We start from the raw sequence: 16,310 nt of genomic DNA, 5'->3' as shown, positions 1-16,310 counted from the left end.
CGTGGCGACGGTCGACTGCTCGGTCGTCGCGCTCGGTGGTGGGCACGGGCTGCACGCCTCCCTGTCGGCGCTGCGCCGGGTCGCCCGCGACGTCACCGCGGTGGTGACGGTGGCCGACAACGGCGGCTCGTCCGGGCGGCTGCGCGAGCAGTTCGACGTGCTGCCTCCCGGCGACCTGCGCATGGCCCTGGCCGCCCTGTGCGGCGACGACGACTGGGGCCAGACGTGGGCGGAGGTCCTGCAGCACCGGTTCGCCGGCGCCGGCGACATGCGCGGCCACGCGGTCGGCAACCTGCTCATCGTCGGCATGTGGGAGCAGCTCGGCGACGCGGTCGCGGCGCTCGACCTCGTGGGTCGCCTCCTGGGTGCCCGGGGCCGCGTCCTGCCGATGTCGACGACGCCCATCGACATCGCCGCCGACGTCGCCGGGCTGGTGCCCGGCGACCCCCGCGCGCTCACCCGGGTGCGGGGCCAGGTCGAGGTGGCCACCACCGCCGGTCGCATCGACCGCGTGCTCCTGGAGCCGGCGCCCGTGCCGGCGTGCCCCGAGGCCGTCGCGGCGGTGCGGGGGAGCGACTGGGTCGTCCTCGGCCCGGGCTCGTGGTACTCCTCGGTCATCCCGCACCTCCTGGTGCCCGAGCTGCGCGACGCGGTGGTGGCCCGCGGGTCCCGGCTCGTCATCGTCCTCAACCTCGAGACCCAGCAGGGCGAGACCCACGGCTTCGCGCCCGAGGACCACCTCGCGGTGCTCCGCGAGCTGGCCCCCGACCTCACCGCCCACTCGGTGGTGGCCGACGCAGACACGGTGGCCGACGTCGACGCGCTGGAGAAGGCGGTGCTCGACCTCGGGGGCCGCCTGGTGGTCGGCGACGTCTCGCGCGGGGACGGCAGCGCCGCCCACGATCCGGCGCGGCTCGGGCGTGTCCTCGAGGGGATCCTGGGGTCCGAGGGTCGTTGACTCGCATGGCAGGATCGCGTCCATGGCGATGACTGCACCGGTGAAGGCCGAGCTGGCCAACACCCAGATCACCAAGACCTGCTGCCGCAAGGCGGAGGTCGCCTCGATGCTCCGCTTCGCCGGCGGACTGCACATCGTCAGCGGCCGCATCGTCGTCGAGGCCGAGCTCGACACGGGCGCCGCCGCCCGGCGGCTGCGCAAGGACATCTCCGAGGTCTACGGGCACCAGTCCGACGTCGTGATGGTGCAGGGCAACGGCATCCGCAAGGGCAGCCGCTACATCGTCCGCGTCGTCAAGGACGGCGAGGCGCTCGCCCGCCAGACCGGGCTCCTGGACCAGCGCGGGCGCCCGGTGCGCGGGCTGCCGCCTGCCGTGGTCTCCGGCGGCGGGTGCGACGCCGTCGGGGCGTGGCGCGGTGCCTTCCTGGCCCACGGGTCGCTCACCGAGCCCGGCCGCTCCTCCGCCCTCGAGGTCACCTGCCCCGGCCCCGAGGCCGCGCTCGCCCTCGTCGGCGTCGCCCGCCGCCTCGGCATCGCCGCCAAGGCCCGGGAGGTGCGCGGGGTCGATCGTGTCGTCATCCGCGACGGCGACGCGATCGGTGCGCTGCTGACCCGGCTGGGCGCCCACGAGTCGCTGATGGCCTGGGAGGAGCGCCGGATGCGCCGCGAGGTGCGCGCCACCGCCAACCGGCTGGCGAACTTCGACGACGCCAACCTCCGCCGCTCCGCCCGGGCGGCGGTCGCGGCGGGTGCCCGCGTCGACCGGGCGCTGGAGATCCTGGCCGACGAGGTGCCCGACCACCTCAAGCTCGCCGGACACCTGCGCCTCGAGCACAAGCAGGCCTCGCTCGAGGAGCTGGGCCAGCTGCACGACCCGGTGCTCACCAAGGACGCCATCGCCGGCCGCATCCGCCGCCTCCTCGCCATGGCCGACAAGCGCGCCGAGGAGCTCGGCATCCCCGACACCGAGGCGTCGCTGACTCCTGACATGCTCGCCGAGGAAGCCTGACCACCGACGTCTCAGGGGACGTCCGGCGGTGACCGGGCGCGGAGGCCGGACGGCCCGGTCGCGGCGTCCGGGGCTCCGATAGGGTCGGAGCGCCGGATCGACCAACGCTGCCAGGAGAGAAACCGTGACTGTTCGTGTGGGAATCAACGGCTTCGGCCGCATCGGCCGCAACTTCTTCCGCGCGGTCCGCGCGTCGGGTGCCGACATCGAGATCGTGGGGGTGAACGACCTCACCAACAACGCCGCGCTGGCGCACCTGCTGAAGTTCGACTCCATCCTCGGTCGGCTCGACGCCGACGTCACCTCCGACGACACCTCGATCAGGGTCGGCGACCAGTCGATCCGGGCCTTCGCCGAGCGTGACCCCTCCCAGCTCGGCTGGGGCGACCTCGGCGTGGACGTCGTCGTCGAGTCGACGGGCTTCTTCACCGACGCCACCAAGGCGCGGGCCCACGTCGACGCGGGTGCCAAGAAGGTCATCATCTCCGCGCCGGCGACCAACGACGACATCACCGTCGTGATGGGCGTCAACCACGAGGACTACGACCCCGAGCAGCACACGGTCATCTCCAACGCCTCCTGCACCACCAACTGCCTGGCCCCGATGGCGAAGGCCCTCAACGACGAGTTCGGCATCGTCAAGGGCCTGATGACGACCGTGCACGCCTACACCGCCGACCAGAACCTCCAGGACAACATCCACAAGGACCCGCGCCGCGCCCGCGCCGCCGCCATCAACGTGGTGCCCACCTCGACCGGTGCCGCCAAGGCGATCGGCCTGGTGCTGCCCGAGCTCAAGGGCAAGCTCGACGGCTACGCGCTGCGCGTGCCCGTGCCCACCGGCTCGGCCACCGACCTCACCTTCGAGGCCGGCCGCGAGACCTCCGTCGAGGAGGTCAACGCCGCCGTCGAGAAGGCTGCCGACGGCCGCTTCCTGCGCTACTCCACCGACCCGATCGTCTCCTCCGACATCGTGACCGACCCGGCGTCCTGCATCTTCGACGCGCCGCTGACCAAGGTCATCGGCAACCAGGTCAAGGTCGTCGGCTGGTACGACAACGAGTGGGGCTACTCCAACCGCCTGGCCGACCTCATCACGCACGTGGGCGCCACGCTCTGATGCCCGGCGCCACCCACGACCCCGCCGGCACCTGGTCGTCCCTCGGTGACCTGACCGGCAAGCGGGTCCTGGTCCGCTCAGACCTCAACGTGCCGCTCGAGGGTGGCACCATCACCGACGACGGCCGGATCCGGGCGAGCGCGCCCACGATCCAGCAGCTGTCCGAGGCCGGCGCCCGCGTCGTCGTGATGGCCCACCTCGGCCGCCCCGACGGCAAGCCGGACCCGGCCTACTCCCTGGCACCGGTGGCTGCGCGCCTGGGCGAGGTGCTCGGGCGGGACGTCGCCTTCGCCACCGACACGGTGGGGGAGAGCGCGACCGCCACGGTCGAGGGCCTCGCCGACGGCGACGTGGCGGTGCTGGAGAACGTCCGGTTCAACCCCGGTGAGACCAGCAAGCAGGACGAGTCCCGGGGTGCCTTCGCCTCCGAGCTGGCGAAGCTCGGTGACGTCTTCGTCTCCGACGGCTTCGGGGTCGTGCACCGCAAGCAGGCCTCCGTGTACGACGTCGCCCTGCGGCTGCCGAGCGCCATGGGCGGGCTGGTGGCCACCGAGATCGACGTGCTGCGCCGGCTGACGGCCGACCCCGAGCGTCCCTACGTCGTGGTGCTCGGCGGCTCCAAGGTCTCCGACAAGCTGGGCGTCATCGACAACCTCCTCGACAAGGCCGACCGGCTGGTCATCGGCGGCGGCATGGTGTTCACCTTTTTGCGGTCCCAGGGCCACGAGGTGGGCAGGAGCCTGCTCGAGGAGGACCAGGTCGAGTCCTGCCGCGGCTACCTCGAGCAGGCCGAGGCGAAGGGCGTCGAGATCGTGCTGCCGACCGACATCGTGGTCGACACGGCGTTCCCGTCCGGTGACCGCGAGCCGCAGCCCCAGGTGGTGGCGGCCGACGCCATCCCCGCGGGCGCCCTCGGCCTCGACATCGGCCCCGCGTCCGCGCGGGCGTTCGCCGACGCCCTCGGCGACGCCCGTACCGTCTTCTGGAACGGCCCGATGGGCGTCTTCGAGGTCGGCGCCTTCGCCGACGGCACGCGTGCGGTGGCGCAGGCACTGACCACGATCGACGGGCTCTCCGTGGTCGGCGGCGGCGACTCCGCGGCCGCCGTCCGCGCCCTCGGCTTCGACGAGGCGGCCTTCGGCCACATCTCCACGGGCGGCGGTGCCAGCCTGGAGTACCTCGAGGGCAAGGAGCTGCCCGGGATCGCCGTCCTCGAACGCCCCTGACGACCGAAAGCGACACCATGGCCAAGAACGCACGCACGCCGCTGATGGCGGGCAACTGGAAGATGAACCTCAACCACCAGGAAGCGGTGGTGTTCGTCCAGAAGCTGGCGTGGACGCTGTCCGACAAGCGGCACGACTACGGGAAGGCCGAGGTCGTCGTGCTGCCGCCGTTCACCGACCTCCGCTCGGTGCAGACGCTCGTCGACGGTGACCGGCTCTCGGTGCGCTACGGCGCCCAGGACGTCTCCACCCACGACAGCGGCGCCTACACCGGCGAGGTCTCCGCAGCCATGCTGGCCAAGCTCGGCTGCAGCTACGTCGTGGTCGGTCACTCCGAGCGCCGCGACCACCACGCCGAGACCGACGAGGTCGTCAACACCAAGGGCCACCGGGCGCTGGCGGCGGGCATGACCCCCATCGTCTGCGTGGGCGAGGGGCTCGAGGTCCGGCAGGCCGGCCAGCACGTCCCGCACACGCTCGCGCAGGTCGACGGCTCGCTGGCCGGCTTCACCGCCGAGCAGGTGGCCGGACTCGTCGTCGCGTACGAGCCGGTCTGGGCCATCGGCACCGGTGAGGTGGCCACGCCCGACGACGCCCAGGAGGTCTGCGCCGCCATCCGCGAGCGGCTCCGCGAGGTGCACGGCGACGGCGCGGCCGACGGCTGCCGCATCCTCTACGGCGGCTCCGTCAAGGCCTCGAACGTCGGCGCCATCATGGACAGGCCGGACGTCGACGGTGCCCTGGTCGGCGGCGCCAGCCTGCAGGTCGACGAGTTCGGTGGAGTTTGTCGGTTCTACGACATGCCGGTCCTGTGACCGTGCGGAAGTGACGTAGGCTTCGCACCGTGATTCTGCTTTTCGAAGTCCTGCTCGTCATCACGAGCCTGATCCTCATCCTGCTGGTGCTGCTCCACAAGGGCCGTGGCGGTGGACTCTCGGACATGTTCGGTGGCGGCGTGTCCTCCTCGCTGGGAGGCGGCTCATCGGTCGCCGAGCGAAACCTCGACCGCTTCACGGTGGGTGTCGGGGTCATCTGGTTCTCCTGCATCGTTGCGCTGGGCCTGCTCACGGCCTACAGCGTCTGAGAGTTTCTGGGAAAGAGGGAGTGACGTGGCTGGTGCTGGAAATGCGATCCGCGGGAGCCGGGTCGGCGCAGGTCCGATGGGCGAGGCAGAGCGGGGGGAGTCAGCACCGCGCCAGGCGGTGACGTACTTCTGCTCGCACGGACACCGGTCGGTGGTGACCTTCGCCATCGAGGCGACCGTCCCCGAGTCGTGGGACTGTCCCAAGTGCGGCCTGCCGGCCAGCATGGACTCGGAGAACCCGCCGCCCGCGCCGAAGATCGAGCCGTACAAGACCCACCTCGCCTACGTGAAGGAGCGCCGCTCCGACGCCGAGGCGGCCGACATCCTCGACGAGGCCATCCAGCTGCTGAGGTCGCGCCGCAAGTCCGGAGAGATCATCTTCTAGACCCCGGGTTCTCTGGAACGCCGGGTTGTCTAGGCGCCTGGGTCGGTGGCGTCCCCGGCGGCCGCCCGGTCGAGCCACCACACGGTCCGGTCCAGACCACTGACCCCGCGCGCCGGGGTGGCCGCCACCGAGCCGTCGTCGGCCAGGGCAGCCGCGACGGCGTCGGCCTTGCCCTCACCGCTGACCAGGAACCACACCTCACGGCTGCGGTTCAGCGCGGGGAACGCCAGCGAGATGCGTTCGGGCGGCGGCTTGGGCGAGCTCCGCACGGCCACGGTGACGTCGTCGGACTCCAGCGCCGGGTGCCCGGGGAACAGGGACGCGACGTGGCCGTCGGGTCCCACCCCCAGCATCAGCACGTCGAACGCGTCGCCGCCGTGGGCGCGCAGGTCCTCGGCGTACGCCGCGGCGGCGGCCTCGAGGTCGAGGCCGGCATCGCCGGCGGGCATCTCGTGGACATTGGCCGGGTCGAGCCCGAGCCGGTCGCCGAACGCCTCGCGCGCCTGACCGGCGTTGCGGTCGGGTGACGACGCCTCCACGAAGCGCTCGTCGCCCCACCAGACCACCACGCGCGACCAGTCGACGGCGGAGTCCGCGGCCCGGCGGGCGACCTCCTGGTGCAGCGTCTCGGCGATGGAGCCACCAGTGAGCACGATCTGGGGCGTGCCGCCCGCGGCCTGCACGGTCTCGAGCACCTCCAGCAGCCGGCTCGCGGCGTCGGCCGCCAGCGCGCCGGCGTCGTCGTGGACGAGGACCTCGCGCCCGGTCACGACTTCGCCTCCAGCTTCACCAGCTCCTTCGCGGCGGCGGAGTAGATGTCGTCCTCGTCGAGGCGGCGCAGCTCCTCGGCGAGCAGCTCGGGCAGCTCGCGCCGCTTCAGCGCCACCGGCCGGTCGGGCTGCCCGGGGGAGGAGAAGGTGGCCAGGCGCCCGTCGCCGCGGCTGATCGTGATGGGACCGTCGCGGGTCCCCAGGACGACCTCGTTGATGCCCGGGCCGGAGGAGACCGTCCGGTCCACCTTGACCTTGAGCCGGCTGCTCAGCCACGCGGCGAGCAGCTCGGCGCTCGGCGAGATGCGCTCGGCTGCCACCGTGGCGCGCTGCACCTTCAACGGGTGCTGGTCGAGCGCGGCGGCCAGCAGCGCCCGCCACGGGGTGATGCGCGTCCACGCGAGATCGGTGTTGCCCGGGGCGTACGTCGAGCACTGACGGTGCATCGCGGCCGTCTTGCCGCGGGTGACGGCGGCGGCGTCGGTGATCCGGCGGGAGGCCAGCCTGCCGAGCGGGTCCTTGGCCGGGTCGTCGGGAGCGTCGGTGGGCCACCAGATGGCCACCGGGGAGTCGGGCAGCAGCAGCGGCAGGACGACGGACTCGGCGTGCCGGACGACCTCGCCCTTGAGCCGGATCAGCGCCGTCTCACCGGTCCAGCCGGAGCCGATGCCCACCTGGGCGTTGACCACGCCGGCGCCCCGGCCGTCGCCGAGGATCACCCCGAGGACCCGGGCGGGATGCTCCTGCGACGCTGCGCGCGCGGCGGCCATGGCGTGCTCGGCGTCGTCCTCGTCGGCGACGATGATGAGGGTCAGCACCATGCCCATCGCCGGGCTGCCCGCCCGCCGGCGCGACCGCACGAACTCCGCAGCGATCCGGGAGGAGTTGGTGTCGATCAGCTCGGTCGTCATGGTCGCCTCCAGGTGCGGCCGTCGCGTGCCAGCATCGCGTCGGCGGAGGGTGGGCCCCAGGTGCCCGCCGGATACCTGTCGGGCCGGCCCTTCCGGGCCCAGTGGTCCAGGACGGGGTCGAGGATCTTCCACGAGAGCTCGACCTCCTCGTGCCGCGGGAACAACGGCGGGTCGCCCAGCAGGACGTCGAGGATCAGTCGCTCGTAGGCCTCGGGGCTGGCCTCGGTGAAGGAGCCGCCGTAGGCGAAGTCCATGTTGACGTCGCGGATCTCCATGGTGGTGCCCGGCACCTTGGAGCCGAATCGCAGGGTCATCCCCTCGTCGGGCTGCACCCGGACGACCAGGGCGTTCTGGGTGAGCTCCTCGGTGGAGGTCACGCTGAAGGGCAGGTGCGGCGCGCGCTTGAAGATGATCGCCACCTCGGTGACCCGACGCCCGAGCCGCTTGCCGTGCCGCAGGTAGAACGGCACCCCGGCCCAGCGCCGGGTCTCGATGTTGACGGTGATGGCGGCGAACGTCTCGGTCGTCGAGGACTTCTTGATGCCCTCCTCGTCGAGGAACCCCTGCACCTTCTCGCCGCCGGACCAGCCCTCGACGTACTGCCCGCGCGCGGTGCTGAGGTCGAGTCGTCGGGGCAGGGTCGTGGAGGAGAGCACCTTCTGCTTCTCCAGGCGCAGGCTGTCGGCGTCGAAGGACGTCGGCTCCTCCATGGCGACCAGGGCCATCAGCTGGAGGAGGTGGTTCTGGATGACGTCGCGGGCGGCCCCGATGCCGTCGTAGTAGCCGGCGCGACCGCCGATGCCGATGTCCTCGGCCATGGTGATCTGCACGTGGTCGACGTAGTTGCCGTTCCAGACCGGCTCGAACATGTTGTTGGCGAAGCGCATCGCCAGGATGTTCTGCACCGTCTCCTTGCCCAGGTAGTGGTCGATGCGGAACACCGACTCGGGCGGGAAGACGCCGTCGAGGGTGTCGTTCAGCACCCGAGCCGACTCCAGGTCGTGGCCGAACGGCTTCTCCACGACGACCCGGCGCCAGGCGTCGGCCGGTGGCTGGGCGAGCTTGTGCTCCTGGAGCTGGCCCACGACCGCGCCGAAGAACGACGGCGGGATGGCGAGGTAGAAAGCGTAGTTCCCGCCGGTCCCCCGGGCCTGGTCGAGCTCCTCGATGGTGCGGCGCAGGGTGTCGAAGGCGACGTCGTCGTCGAAGTCGCCCTGCACGAAGCGCAGGCCCTCGGACAGCTGGTTCCAGACCTCCTCCCGGAACTCGGTGCGCGCGTGCTGCTTGACCGAGTCGTGCACGATCTGGGCGAAGTCCTGGTCGGCCCAGTCGCGCCGGGCGTACCCGATGAGGCTGAAGCCGGGCGGCAGCAGCCCACGGTTGGCGAGGTCGTAGACCGCCGGCACGACCTTCTTGCGGGAGAGGTCGCCGGTGACGCCGAAGAGCACCATGCCGCACGGGCCCGCGATCCGAGGGAGCCGGCGGTCCTCGGGGTCCCGCAGCGGGTTGGCGGCGGCCATCAGGCGCCGTCCGCGAGGACGTCCGCGACCGCGGCCAGGTCGTCGGGCCCGGAGACGTGCAGCCGGAGCACGGGGCGGCCCTTGTCGGCCAGCACGGTTCCGTCGCCGACCGCCTGGGCGGTGAGGAACTCGTGGAAGGTGAACGGCCGGTCGGGCACCGCGAGGTCGGCCAAGGGCTGTCCGGTGACCTGGAGGTAGACCCCCGTGTCCGGCCCGCCCTTGTGGTACTGCCCGGTGGAGTGGAGGAAGCGGGGTCCCCACCCGAAGGTGACCGGTCGCCCGGTACGCCGGGCGAGCGCCGGCCGCACGCCCGCGAGCGCCGCGTCGCGGTGCCGGTCGAGGTAGGCCTGCACGGCGAGGTAGCCGTGGTCGTCGTCGAGCCGACCCAGCAGCGCGGTGACGGCACCGGCCACGGTGTCGGTGCCCTCGGGCAGCCAGTCGCCCGAGGCGTAGACGGTCACCGCGCCGTCCACGAAGGTCGCGGTCGGCTGCTCCCCGCCGCCCTCCAGCATGTCGCGCGCCGCGGCCTTGGCGCTCTCGACGTCGGGCTGGTCGAAGGGGTTGATGCCGAGAACGCGGCCGGCGACCGCGGTGGCGACCTCCCACAGCAGCATCTGGGCGCCCAGGGCGGCGTCGACCGTGACGCCCCAGCCCGACGCGGGGGTGACCCCCGGACCGTCCGGGCCGTAGGTGGCGAGGACCTCGTCGTCGGTGCTCGGCGAGAAGTTGGGTGCGTCGGTGCCCTCCACCACCACGGGCAGGATGCCCTTGCCGTCCTTGCCCGTCGACTCGGCGACGAGCTGCTCGGCCCAGTCGCCGAGGCCGGCGTACGGCGAGCCGCCGTCGGCGAGCACCAGCTTGTCGGCGCCGGCGGCGTTGGCCGCGCCGAGCAGGGCGCCCAGCCGCAGGCCGGGGTTGTCGGGGGAGTCGGCCGCGAGCGCGGGCGCGATGGCGGCGGCCTCGTCGAGCAGGCGGGCGATGTCGGCGCCGGCCAGGCCGCTCGGCACCAGGCCGAAGGCCGTGAGCGCGGAGTAGCGGCCGCCCACCTCGGGGTCCGCCCGGAAGACGCGGTAGCCGGACTCGGTGGCGGCGGCGTCGAGGGGGGAGCCGGGGTCGGTGACGACGACGATGCGGCCCGCGGGGTCGATGCCGGCGTCGGTGAACGCCTTCTCGAAGGCACGGCGCTGGCTGTCGGTCTCGACCGTGCCGCCGGACTTCGAGGACACCACGATCACGGTGGTGTCGAGGTGGTCCTCCAGCGCGGCACGGACGAAGTCGGGATCGGAGGAGTCCAGCACCACGAGGTCGACGCCGTCGGCGGCGCAGATCACCTCGGGCGCCAGCGACGAGCCGCCCATCCCGCACAGCACCACGCGGGCCAGCCCCTGCCCGGCCAGGTCGGCCCTGAGCTCCTCGACCTCCGCGACCAGCGGACGCGAGGTGGAGTGCAGGTCGACCCAGGCCAGCCGCTTGCCGGCCTCCTCCTCGGCCGCCTCACCCCAGAGCGTGGCGTCGCGGTCGGCGAGGCGGGAGGCGACCTGCTCCTCCACGAGCGAGGAGACGGTGTCGACGAAGGCCTTCTCGTCGCGGTAGCCAAAGGACAGCTCGTAGAGACCTGCCTCGGCGGCGGTGTCGGCCGCCGTCACCGCCCGGCCTTCGCCATCTGGCCCTCGACGGTCTCGACCAGCTCGGTCCAGGACTTCTTGAACTTGTCGACGCCCTCGTGCTCGATGCTGACCAGCACGTCCAGGAAGTCGACGCCGACGTCCCCGAGGCGGTCCAGGATGGCCCGGCCCTCGGACGCCTTGCCGGTCACCACGTCGCCCATCACCTCGCCGTGGTCGGCGAAGGCCTCGAGCGTCTTCTCGGGCATCGTGTTGACGGTCTCGGGCACGACGAGGTCGGCGACGTACATCGTGTCGGGGTAGTCAGGGTTCTTCACCCCGGTCGAGGCCCACAGCGGCCGCTGGCGGTTGGCCCCCGCGGCCTCCAGGTCGCGCCACCGGTCGGAGGCGCTCACCTCCTCGTAGGCGCCGTACGCCACCAGGGCGTTGGCGACGGCCGCCTTGCCCTTGAGGGCGGTGGCGATGTCGGTGCCGGCCTCGTCCAGGCGCTTGTCGACCTCGGCGTCGACCCGGGAGATGAAGAACGAGGCGACCGAGCGGATCTGGGAGAGGTCGCGGCCCGCGTCGCGGGCCTGCTCGAGACCGGTGAGGTAGGCGTCCATGACCTCGCGGTAGCGCTCCTCGCCGAAGATCAGGGTCACGTTGACGCTGATGCCCTCGGCGATGGCAGCCGTGATGGCCGGCAGGCCCTCGAGGGTGGCGGGGATCTTGATGAGCGCGTTGGGACGGTCGACGGCGGCCCACAGGGCCTTCGCGGAGTTGATGGTGCCCTCGGTGTCGTTGGCGAGGTCGGGCTCCACCTCGATCGAGACCCGACCGTCGTGCGCGGTCGACTCCGCCACCGGCGCGAGGACGTCGCAGGCGTTGCGGACGTCCTCGGTGGTGAGCTCGAGGATGACCTTGTCGACCGACGCCCCCTCGGCGACCAGCTTGCCCACCTGCTCGTCGTAGCGCTCCCCGTTGGCGATGGCCGAGGCGAAGATGGTCGGGTTGGTGGTCACCCCCACCACGGACCTCTCCTTGACGAGCTCGGCGAGGTTGCCGGTCTCGATGCGCTCGCGCGACAGGTCGTCGAGCCAGATGGACACACCCGCGTCTGCAAGAGCCTTCAAGCGGTCACTCATCGTTCCTCCTGTGGTCGGTGCCTTGGGGTACCCGTCCGGTGGTGCGTCAGTCAGTCGGTGGACACCCGGATGCTGTCGCGGGCGGCGTCGGCGACGGCCTCGCCCGTCATGCCGTACTCCTGGTAGATGCGCGCGTAGTCGGCCGAGGCGCCGTAGGTGTCGATCGAGACGATGCGGCCGTGGTCGCCGACGATCTCGCGCCAGCCCTGCGCCACCCCGGCCTCCACCGAGACCCGCGCCTTGACGTTGGGCGGGATCACGGACTCGCGGTAGGCCTCCTCCTGCTCCTCGAACCATTCGCGGCACGGCATGGAGACCACCCGGGCGCGGACGCCGTCCTCGGCGAGCAGCTCGCGCGCGGCGACGGCGACCTGCACCTCGGACCCGGTGCCGACCAGGACCACGTCGGGCAGCCCGCCCTCGGCGTCGAGCAGGACGTAGCCGCCGCGGTGGACCTCGGAGGTGTCGGCGTACCCCTCGGTGCCGCGCGGGAAGACCGGGACGTTCTGCCGGGTCAGCGCCAGGCCCGCCGGCCGGTCGGTGTTGGTGAGGATCGCGTGCCACGCGGCCGCGGTCTCGTTGGCGTCCGCGGGGCGCACGACGTCGAGACCGGGGATCGCGCGCAGGGCGGCGAGGTGCTCGATCGGCTGGTGGGTCGGGCCGTCCTCGCCGAGCCCGATCGAGTCGTGGGTCCAGACGTAGGTGACGGGCAGCCCCATCAGCGCCGCGAGGCGCACCGAGCCCCGCATGTAGTCGGAGAACGTCAGGAACGTGCCGCCGAACGCACGGGTGCCGCCGTGCAGGGTGATCCCGTTGAGGATCGAGCCCATGCCGTGCTCGCGGATGCCGAAGTGGAGGACGCGGCCCGCCTCGGGGTCGCCCTCCCACTGCTCGGTCGAGCGGTCCTTGGGGATGAAGGAGGGGGCGTCGGAGATCGTGGTGTTGTTGGACTCGGCCAGGTCGGCCGAGCCACCCCAGAGCTCGGGCATGATCGCGGCGACCGCGTTGATCACGGCGCCCGACGCCTTGCGCGTCGCGACGCCCTTGGGGTCGGCGTCGAAGGTGGGCAGCGCGTCGGCCAGGCCCTCGGGGAGCGCCCGGGTCCGCATGCGCTCCCAGGTCGCCAGCACCTCCTCGGAGGCGCCGTCGCGCCAGGCGGTGAGCTGCTCCTCCCAGTCGGCCTGGGCCTGCTTGCCGCGGGCCACCAGGGAGCGCGTCTGCTCGAGCACGTCCTGGGGCACGTCGAAGTGCTTCTCGGGGTCGAACCCGAGGATCTCCTTGGTCGCCGCCACCTCCTCGGCCCCCAGCGCCGAGCCGTGGGAGGCGCCCGTGCCCCGGGCGTTGGGGGCGGGCCAGGCGATGACGGTGCGCATCACGATGAGGCTCGGCTGGTCGGTGACCGCCTCGGCCTCGCGGATGGCGGCGTAGAGCTGCGGGACGTCCTCGGTGTAGCCGGTGCCGTCGTGGGTCCAGTCGACGGTCTGGACGTGCCAGCCGTAGGCCTCGTAGCGCTTGCCGACGTCCTCGGTGAACGCCACGTCGGTGTCGCCCTCGATGGAGATCCGGTTGGCGTCGTAGATGAGGGTCAGGTTGCCCAGCTTCTGGGTGCCGGCGATGGAGGACACCTCGGCGCTCACGCCCTCCTGGAGGTCACCGTCGCTGCAGATCGCGTAGACGTGGTGGTCGAAGGGGGAGGCGCCGTCGGCCGCACCCGGGTCGAGCAGCCCGCGCTCCCGGCGGGCGGCCATGGCCATGCCCACGGCGTTGCCGACGCCCTGGCCGAGCGGCCCGGTGGTCGTCTCGACGCCGGCCGTGTGGCCGTGCTCGGGGTGGCCCGGGGTCTTGCTGCCCCACGTGCGCAGCGCCCGGAGGTCGTCGAGCTCCAGGCCCCACCCCCCGAGGTACAGCTGGGTGTAGAGGGTGATCGAGCTGTGCCCCGCGGAGAGCACGAACCGGTCGCGCCCGGGCCAGTGGGGGTCGGCGGGGTTGTGCCGCATCACCTTCTGGAAGAGCAGGTACGCCGCCGGCGCCAGGCTCATCGCGGTGCCGGGGTGGCCGTTGCCGACCTTCTGCACGGCATCCATGGCCAGCACGCGGACCGCGTCGACGGCCTTCCGGTCGAGGTCTGTCCAGTCGAGCTGGGACGGGTTGTCGGTCACGGTTTACCCTTCGCCGGGGGGTGGGGAGCACGTCGAGGACGAGCCTACTCAGGTGCGGGGATAGACTCGCAGCGCGCCCACCGCTCCCGCTCGTCTGTGAGGACCTTCGTGACCTACCTCGGCCAGTCGGCCTCCTCGGCCGCGTCCTCGGACGACGAGGGTGGCTCGGCCCGGGTCTCCGGGGTGGCGGAGCAGGTCACCGTCAAGGACGTCGTCGCGGCGTACGTCGGCCTCACCAAGCCCCGGGTGATCGAGCTGCTGCTCCTGACCACCGTGCCGGTGATGTTCTTCGCGGCCCGGGGCGTCCCACCGCTCGGCCTGGTGGTCGCCACGGTCGTCGGCGGCACGCTCAGCGCCGGGTCCGCCTCCGCCCTGAACTGCGTCTACGACCGCGACATCGACGAGCAGATGCGCCGCACCCGTCGCCGGGCGCTGCCGCGCCACGTGGTCTCCCCGGCCTCGGCCCTCGTCTTCGGGCTCACGCTGGGCGTGGTCAGCACCGTCGTCCTGGCCCTCTGGGTCAACCCGCTCTCGGCCGTGCTGTCGGTGGTGGCCAACGCCTTCTACGTGCTCGTCTACACGATGGTGCTGAAGCGGCGCACCACCCAGAACATCGTCTGGGGCGGCCTGGCCGGCTGCTTCCCAGCCCTCATCGGCTGGACCGCCGTCACCGGCGAGCTCGCGTGGACCCCCGTGGTGCTCTTCCTCGTCGTCTTCTTCTGGACCCCGCCCCACACCTGGGCGCTCGCGCTGCGCTACCGCGAGGACTACGCCAACGTCTCGGTCCCGATGCTGCCGGTCGTGGCGCCCGCCCACGAGGTCGGCCGCCGGATCGTCCTCTACAGCTGGGTCATGGTCGCCACCTCGCTGGTCCTCTGGCCGGTCGCGGGCACCGGCCCGGTCTATCCCGTCGCGGCCGCCGTGCTGGGCGCGGTGTTCCTCCTCGAGGCGCACCGGATGTGGGCCCGGGCCAAGACCTCGGAGAGCCTGTCGGTGATCGCCCCGATGCGGCTCTTCCACAGCTCCAACCTCTACCTGTCACTGCTCTTCGTCGCCGTCGCGCTCGACCCCCTGCTCACCCGCTGAGCGCCGCGGCCCGCCGTCCGGCCGTCCACAGCCCTGCGCGAAACCTGGTCGCGGGGGTGCGGCGTGGCGTAGGTTGACCTCGTCGTCGTGATGTCCACGCTCGGGACAGTGCACACCACCACGCGACACGGGTGTCACAACTTCACACCGAATCCGGGGGGATTCAGATGTTCCACACGAGCGAGCGGCCCGGGGGGGTCGCAACTGCTGCACGCCCTGCCGACCCGCGGGTCAGCGTGGTGGTGCCTGCGCGCGACCAGGCGCGCGCCCTGGACCTGCTGCTGCCGGCACTGCCGCCGGTGCACGAGGTCATCCTCGTCGACGGCGGGTCGGCCGACGACACCGTCGCGACCGCGAGACGGCAGCTGCCCGACGTCCGCGTGACCCGTCAGCGTCACCGCGACGAGGGACACGCCCTCGCCGCGGGGCTGGCCGAGGTCACCGGTGACGTGGTGGTCCTGCTCGACGCCGGCACCTCCGCCGATCCCGGGGAGATCCCACGCCTCGTCGCGGCGCTGGTCGACGGCGCCGACGTCGCCTCGGGCAGCCGGCTCCCCGCGGACCGCGGGCACGACGGCGCGGGTGGCCGCCGCCTCGGCGACGCCGTGCTCAACCGCATCGCCCGCCGCGTGCTGGGCCAGGGGATGGGCGACCTCCACCACGGCTTCGACGCCTTCTGGGCCGACCTCCTCCCGGTGCTCGTGCCGTCGCCGGACCTCGGCCCGGCTCGCGGGCGGGTCGTCTGGGGTGACGTGTTCGAGGTGGAGCGCACGGCGATCAGGTGCCGGCTGGCAGCGGCCGAGGCCGCGGTCGCGGAGGTCCCGACCACGCAGCTGAGCCGGGGGCGCGGGGACGGCTCCGTGCGCTCGCTGCTCCATGGCCTGCGGCTTCTCCCGACCCTGGTGACGGAGTCGCGGCGGATCCACTCCGCCGACCACCTCGTCGTGCGGCGCCCGGAGTGCCCGGGGCAGCGGCAGCGACTCGCGCTCGTGTCCTCGGGCCGGGTCTCCCCATGACCGGGCGAGGCCGCACGCACCGCGCGCCGGCCTCGAGCAGCCGTCCTGCCCGTCCTCCCGCCGACGCGAGGTGTCGCTGGTGAGCAGGCGCCGCGTCGTACGCCCCGCGCACGTGCGCCGTCCGCACCAGCCCCGGTGGCTGCTGCTCGTGGTGGGCGTGGGGGCGCTCCTGGTCGCCCTGCTGTCGGCGGTGTCGGGTCCTCCGCTCAATCCCGTCGAGCAGGCCGCCAGCCTGGCCTCGGCGCCGTGCCTGTCGGGAGGCGCGGCGGCACCCCTGCGCGACCTCGGGCTGCAGGGCGCGGCCGGGGCCGGCCGGG

General features: G+C 72.7%; 16 protein-coding genes. 10 read left to right on the top strand and 6 right to left on the bottom strand.

What is annotated here, in order from left to right; all coding sequences use genetic code 11:
• Position 1 precedes the first annotated feature (1 nt).
• The 7 genes from yvcK (at position 2) to QZX64_RS13885 (ending at position 5,782) form a co-directional block, all read left to right on the top strand.
• Positions 2-958: a uridine diphosphate-N-acetylglucosamine-binding protein YvcK gene (gene yvcK / locus QZX64_RS13915; protein ID WP_295660954.1), complete on the top strand. Its 957-nt coding sequence runs from the start codon at positions 2-4 to the stop codon at positions 956-958.
• Between the two features lie 22 nt (positions 959-980).
• Positions 981-1,967: a DNA-binding protein WhiA gene (gene whiA, locus QZX64_RS13910; RefSeq protein WP_295660952.1), complete on the top strand. Its 987-nt coding sequence runs from the start codon at positions 981-983 to the stop codon at positions 1,965-1,967.
• Between the two features lie 124 nt (positions 1,968-2,091).
• Positions 2,092-3,087, top strand: a complete 996-nt coding sequence (gene gap / locus QZX64_RS13905; RefSeq protein WP_295660950.1) for a type I glyceraldehyde-3-phosphate dehydrogenase — start codon at positions 2,092-2,094, stop codon at positions 3,085-3,087.
• Positions 3,087-4,313, top strand: a complete 1,227-nt coding sequence (locus QZX64_RS13900; protein WP_295660948.1) for a phosphoglycerate kinase — start codon at positions 3,087-3,089, stop codon at positions 4,311-4,313. The genes gap and QZX64_RS13900 overlap by 1 nt, the downstream gene beginning before the upstream one ends.
• Before the next feature lie 17 nt (positions 4,314-4,330).
• Entirely contained in the window at positions 4,331-5,128 is a 798-nt protein-coding gene (gene tpiA, locus QZX64_RS13895; protein WP_295660946.1) for a triose-phosphate isomerase, read from the top strand.
• 29 nt (positions 5,129-5,157) lie between these two features.
• Positions 5,158-5,397 carry a preprotein translocase subunit SecG gene (gene secG, locus QZX64_RS13890; RefSeq protein WP_295660944.1) on the top strand — a complete coding sequence of 80 codons (240 nt, stop codon included), beginning with the start codon at positions 5,158-5,160 and terminating at the stop codon, positions 5,395-5,397.
• 25 nt (positions 5,398-5,422) lie between these two features.
• On the top strand, positions 5,423-5,782 hold the full coding sequence (locus QZX64_RS13885; protein WP_295660942.1) for an RNA polymerase-binding protein RbpA: 360 nt from the start codon (positions 5,423-5,425) through the stop codon (positions 5,780-5,782).
• Positions 5,783-5,811: 29 nt separating this feature from the next.
• Here QZX64_RS13885 and pgl read toward each other — a convergent pair whose 3' ends face one another.
• Genes pgl through tkt form a run of 6 tightly spaced genes read right to left on the bottom strand, consistent with a single transcriptional unit; the run spans position 5,812 to position 13,891 of the window.
• Positions 5,812-6,552, bottom strand: coding sequence for a 6-phosphogluconolactonase (pgl, locus tag QZX64_RS13880; RefSeq protein WP_295660940.1), 741 nt, complete (start codon positions 6,550-6,552; stop codon positions 5,812-5,814).
• Positions 6,549-7,463, bottom strand: a complete 915-nt coding sequence (locus QZX64_RS13875) for a glucose-6-phosphate dehydrogenase assembly protein OpcA (protein WP_295660938.1) — start codon at positions 7,461-7,463, stop codon at positions 6,549-6,551. The genes pgl and QZX64_RS13875 overlap by 4 nt, the downstream gene beginning before the upstream one ends.
• A complete protein-coding gene (zwf, locus tag QZX64_RS13870) occupies positions 7,460-8,983 on the bottom strand; it encodes a glucose-6-phosphate dehydrogenase (RefSeq protein WP_295660936.1) in 1,524 nt (507 codons plus the stop codon). The genes QZX64_RS13875 and zwf overlap by 4 nt, the downstream gene beginning before the upstream one ends.
• Positions 8,983-10,629, bottom strand: a complete 1,647-nt coding sequence (locus QZX64_RS13865) for a glucose-6-phosphate isomerase (protein ID WP_295660934.1) — start codon at positions 10,627-10,629, stop codon at positions 8,983-8,985. The genes zwf and QZX64_RS13865 overlap by 1 nt, the downstream gene beginning before the upstream one ends.
• A complete protein-coding gene (tal, locus tag QZX64_RS13860) occupies positions 10,626-11,732 on the bottom strand; it encodes a transaldolase (protein ID WP_295660933.1) in 1,107 nt (368 codons plus the stop codon). Before tal ends, QZX64_RS13865 begins: the two co-directional genes overlap by 4 nt.
• A 50-nt stretch (positions 11,733-11,782) precedes the next feature.
• Positions 11,783-13,891: a transketolase gene (gene tkt, locus QZX64_RS13855; RefSeq protein WP_295660931.1), complete on the bottom strand. Its 2,109-nt coding sequence runs from the start codon at positions 13,889-13,891 to the stop codon at positions 11,783-11,785.
• A 183-nt stretch (positions 13,892-14,074) separates the two neighbouring features.
• Between tkt and QZX64_RS13850 the strand changes: the two genes are divergently transcribed.
• The 3 genes from QZX64_RS13850 to QZX64_RS13840 form a co-directional block, all read left to right on the top strand.
• Positions 14,075-14,977 carry a heme o synthase gene (locus QZX64_RS13850; RefSeq protein ID WP_295661042.1) on the top strand — a complete coding sequence of 301 codons (903 nt, stop codon included), beginning with the start codon at positions 14,075-14,077 and terminating at the stop codon, positions 14,975-14,977.
• 167 nt (positions 14,978-15,144) lie between these two features.
• Positions 15,145-15,993: a glycosyltransferase family 2 protein gene (locus QZX64_RS13845; RefSeq protein WP_295660929.1), complete on the top strand. Its 849-nt coding sequence runs from the start codon at positions 15,145-15,147 to the stop codon at positions 15,991-15,993.
• 79 nt (positions 15,994-16,072) lie between these two features.
• The coding region (locus QZX64_RS13840) for a hypothetical protein (RefSeq protein ID WP_295660927.1) at positions 16,073-16,310 on the top strand (238 nt) is incomplete at its 3' end.

The sequence above is a fragment of the uncultured Nocardioides sp. genome, assembly GCF_902805925.1.
Lineage (GTDB): Bacteria > Actinomycetota > Actinomycetes > Propionibacteriales > Nocardioidaceae > Nocardioides.
The sequence above is the reverse complement of the archived record's forward strand: the minus strand, read 5'-3'. Positions and strand labels throughout refer to the sequence as shown.

Bases quoted from the DNA above. Each gene is read 5' to 3' on its own strand.
- tpiA (WP_295660946.1), top strand. From the start codon at position 4,331: ATGGCCAAGAACGCACGCACGCCGCTGATGGCGGGCAACTGGAAGATG.
- whiA (WP_295660952.1), top strand. From the start codon at position 981: ATGGCGATGACTGCACCGGTGAAGGCCGAGCTGGCCAACACCCAGATC.
- QZX64_RS13875 (WP_295660938.1), bottom strand. From the start codon at position 7,463: ATGACGACCGAGCTGATCGACACCAACTCCTCCCGGATCGCTGCGGAG.
- zwf (WP_295660936.1), bottom strand. From the start codon at position 8,983: ATGGCCGCCGCCAACCCGCTGCGGGACCCCGAGGACCGCCGGCTCCCT.
- QZX64_RS13845 (WP_295660929.1), top strand. From the start codon at position 15,145: ATGTTCCACACGAGCGAGCGGCCCGGGGGGGTCGCAACTGCTGCACGC.
- tal (WP_295660933.1), bottom strand. From the start codon at position 11,732: ATGAGTGACCGCTTGAAGGCTCTTGCAGACGCGGGTGTGTCCATCTGG.
- QZX64_RS13900 (WP_295660948.1), top strand. From the start codon at position 3,087: ATGCCCGGCGCCACCCACGACCCCGCCGGCACCTGGTCGTCCCTCGGT.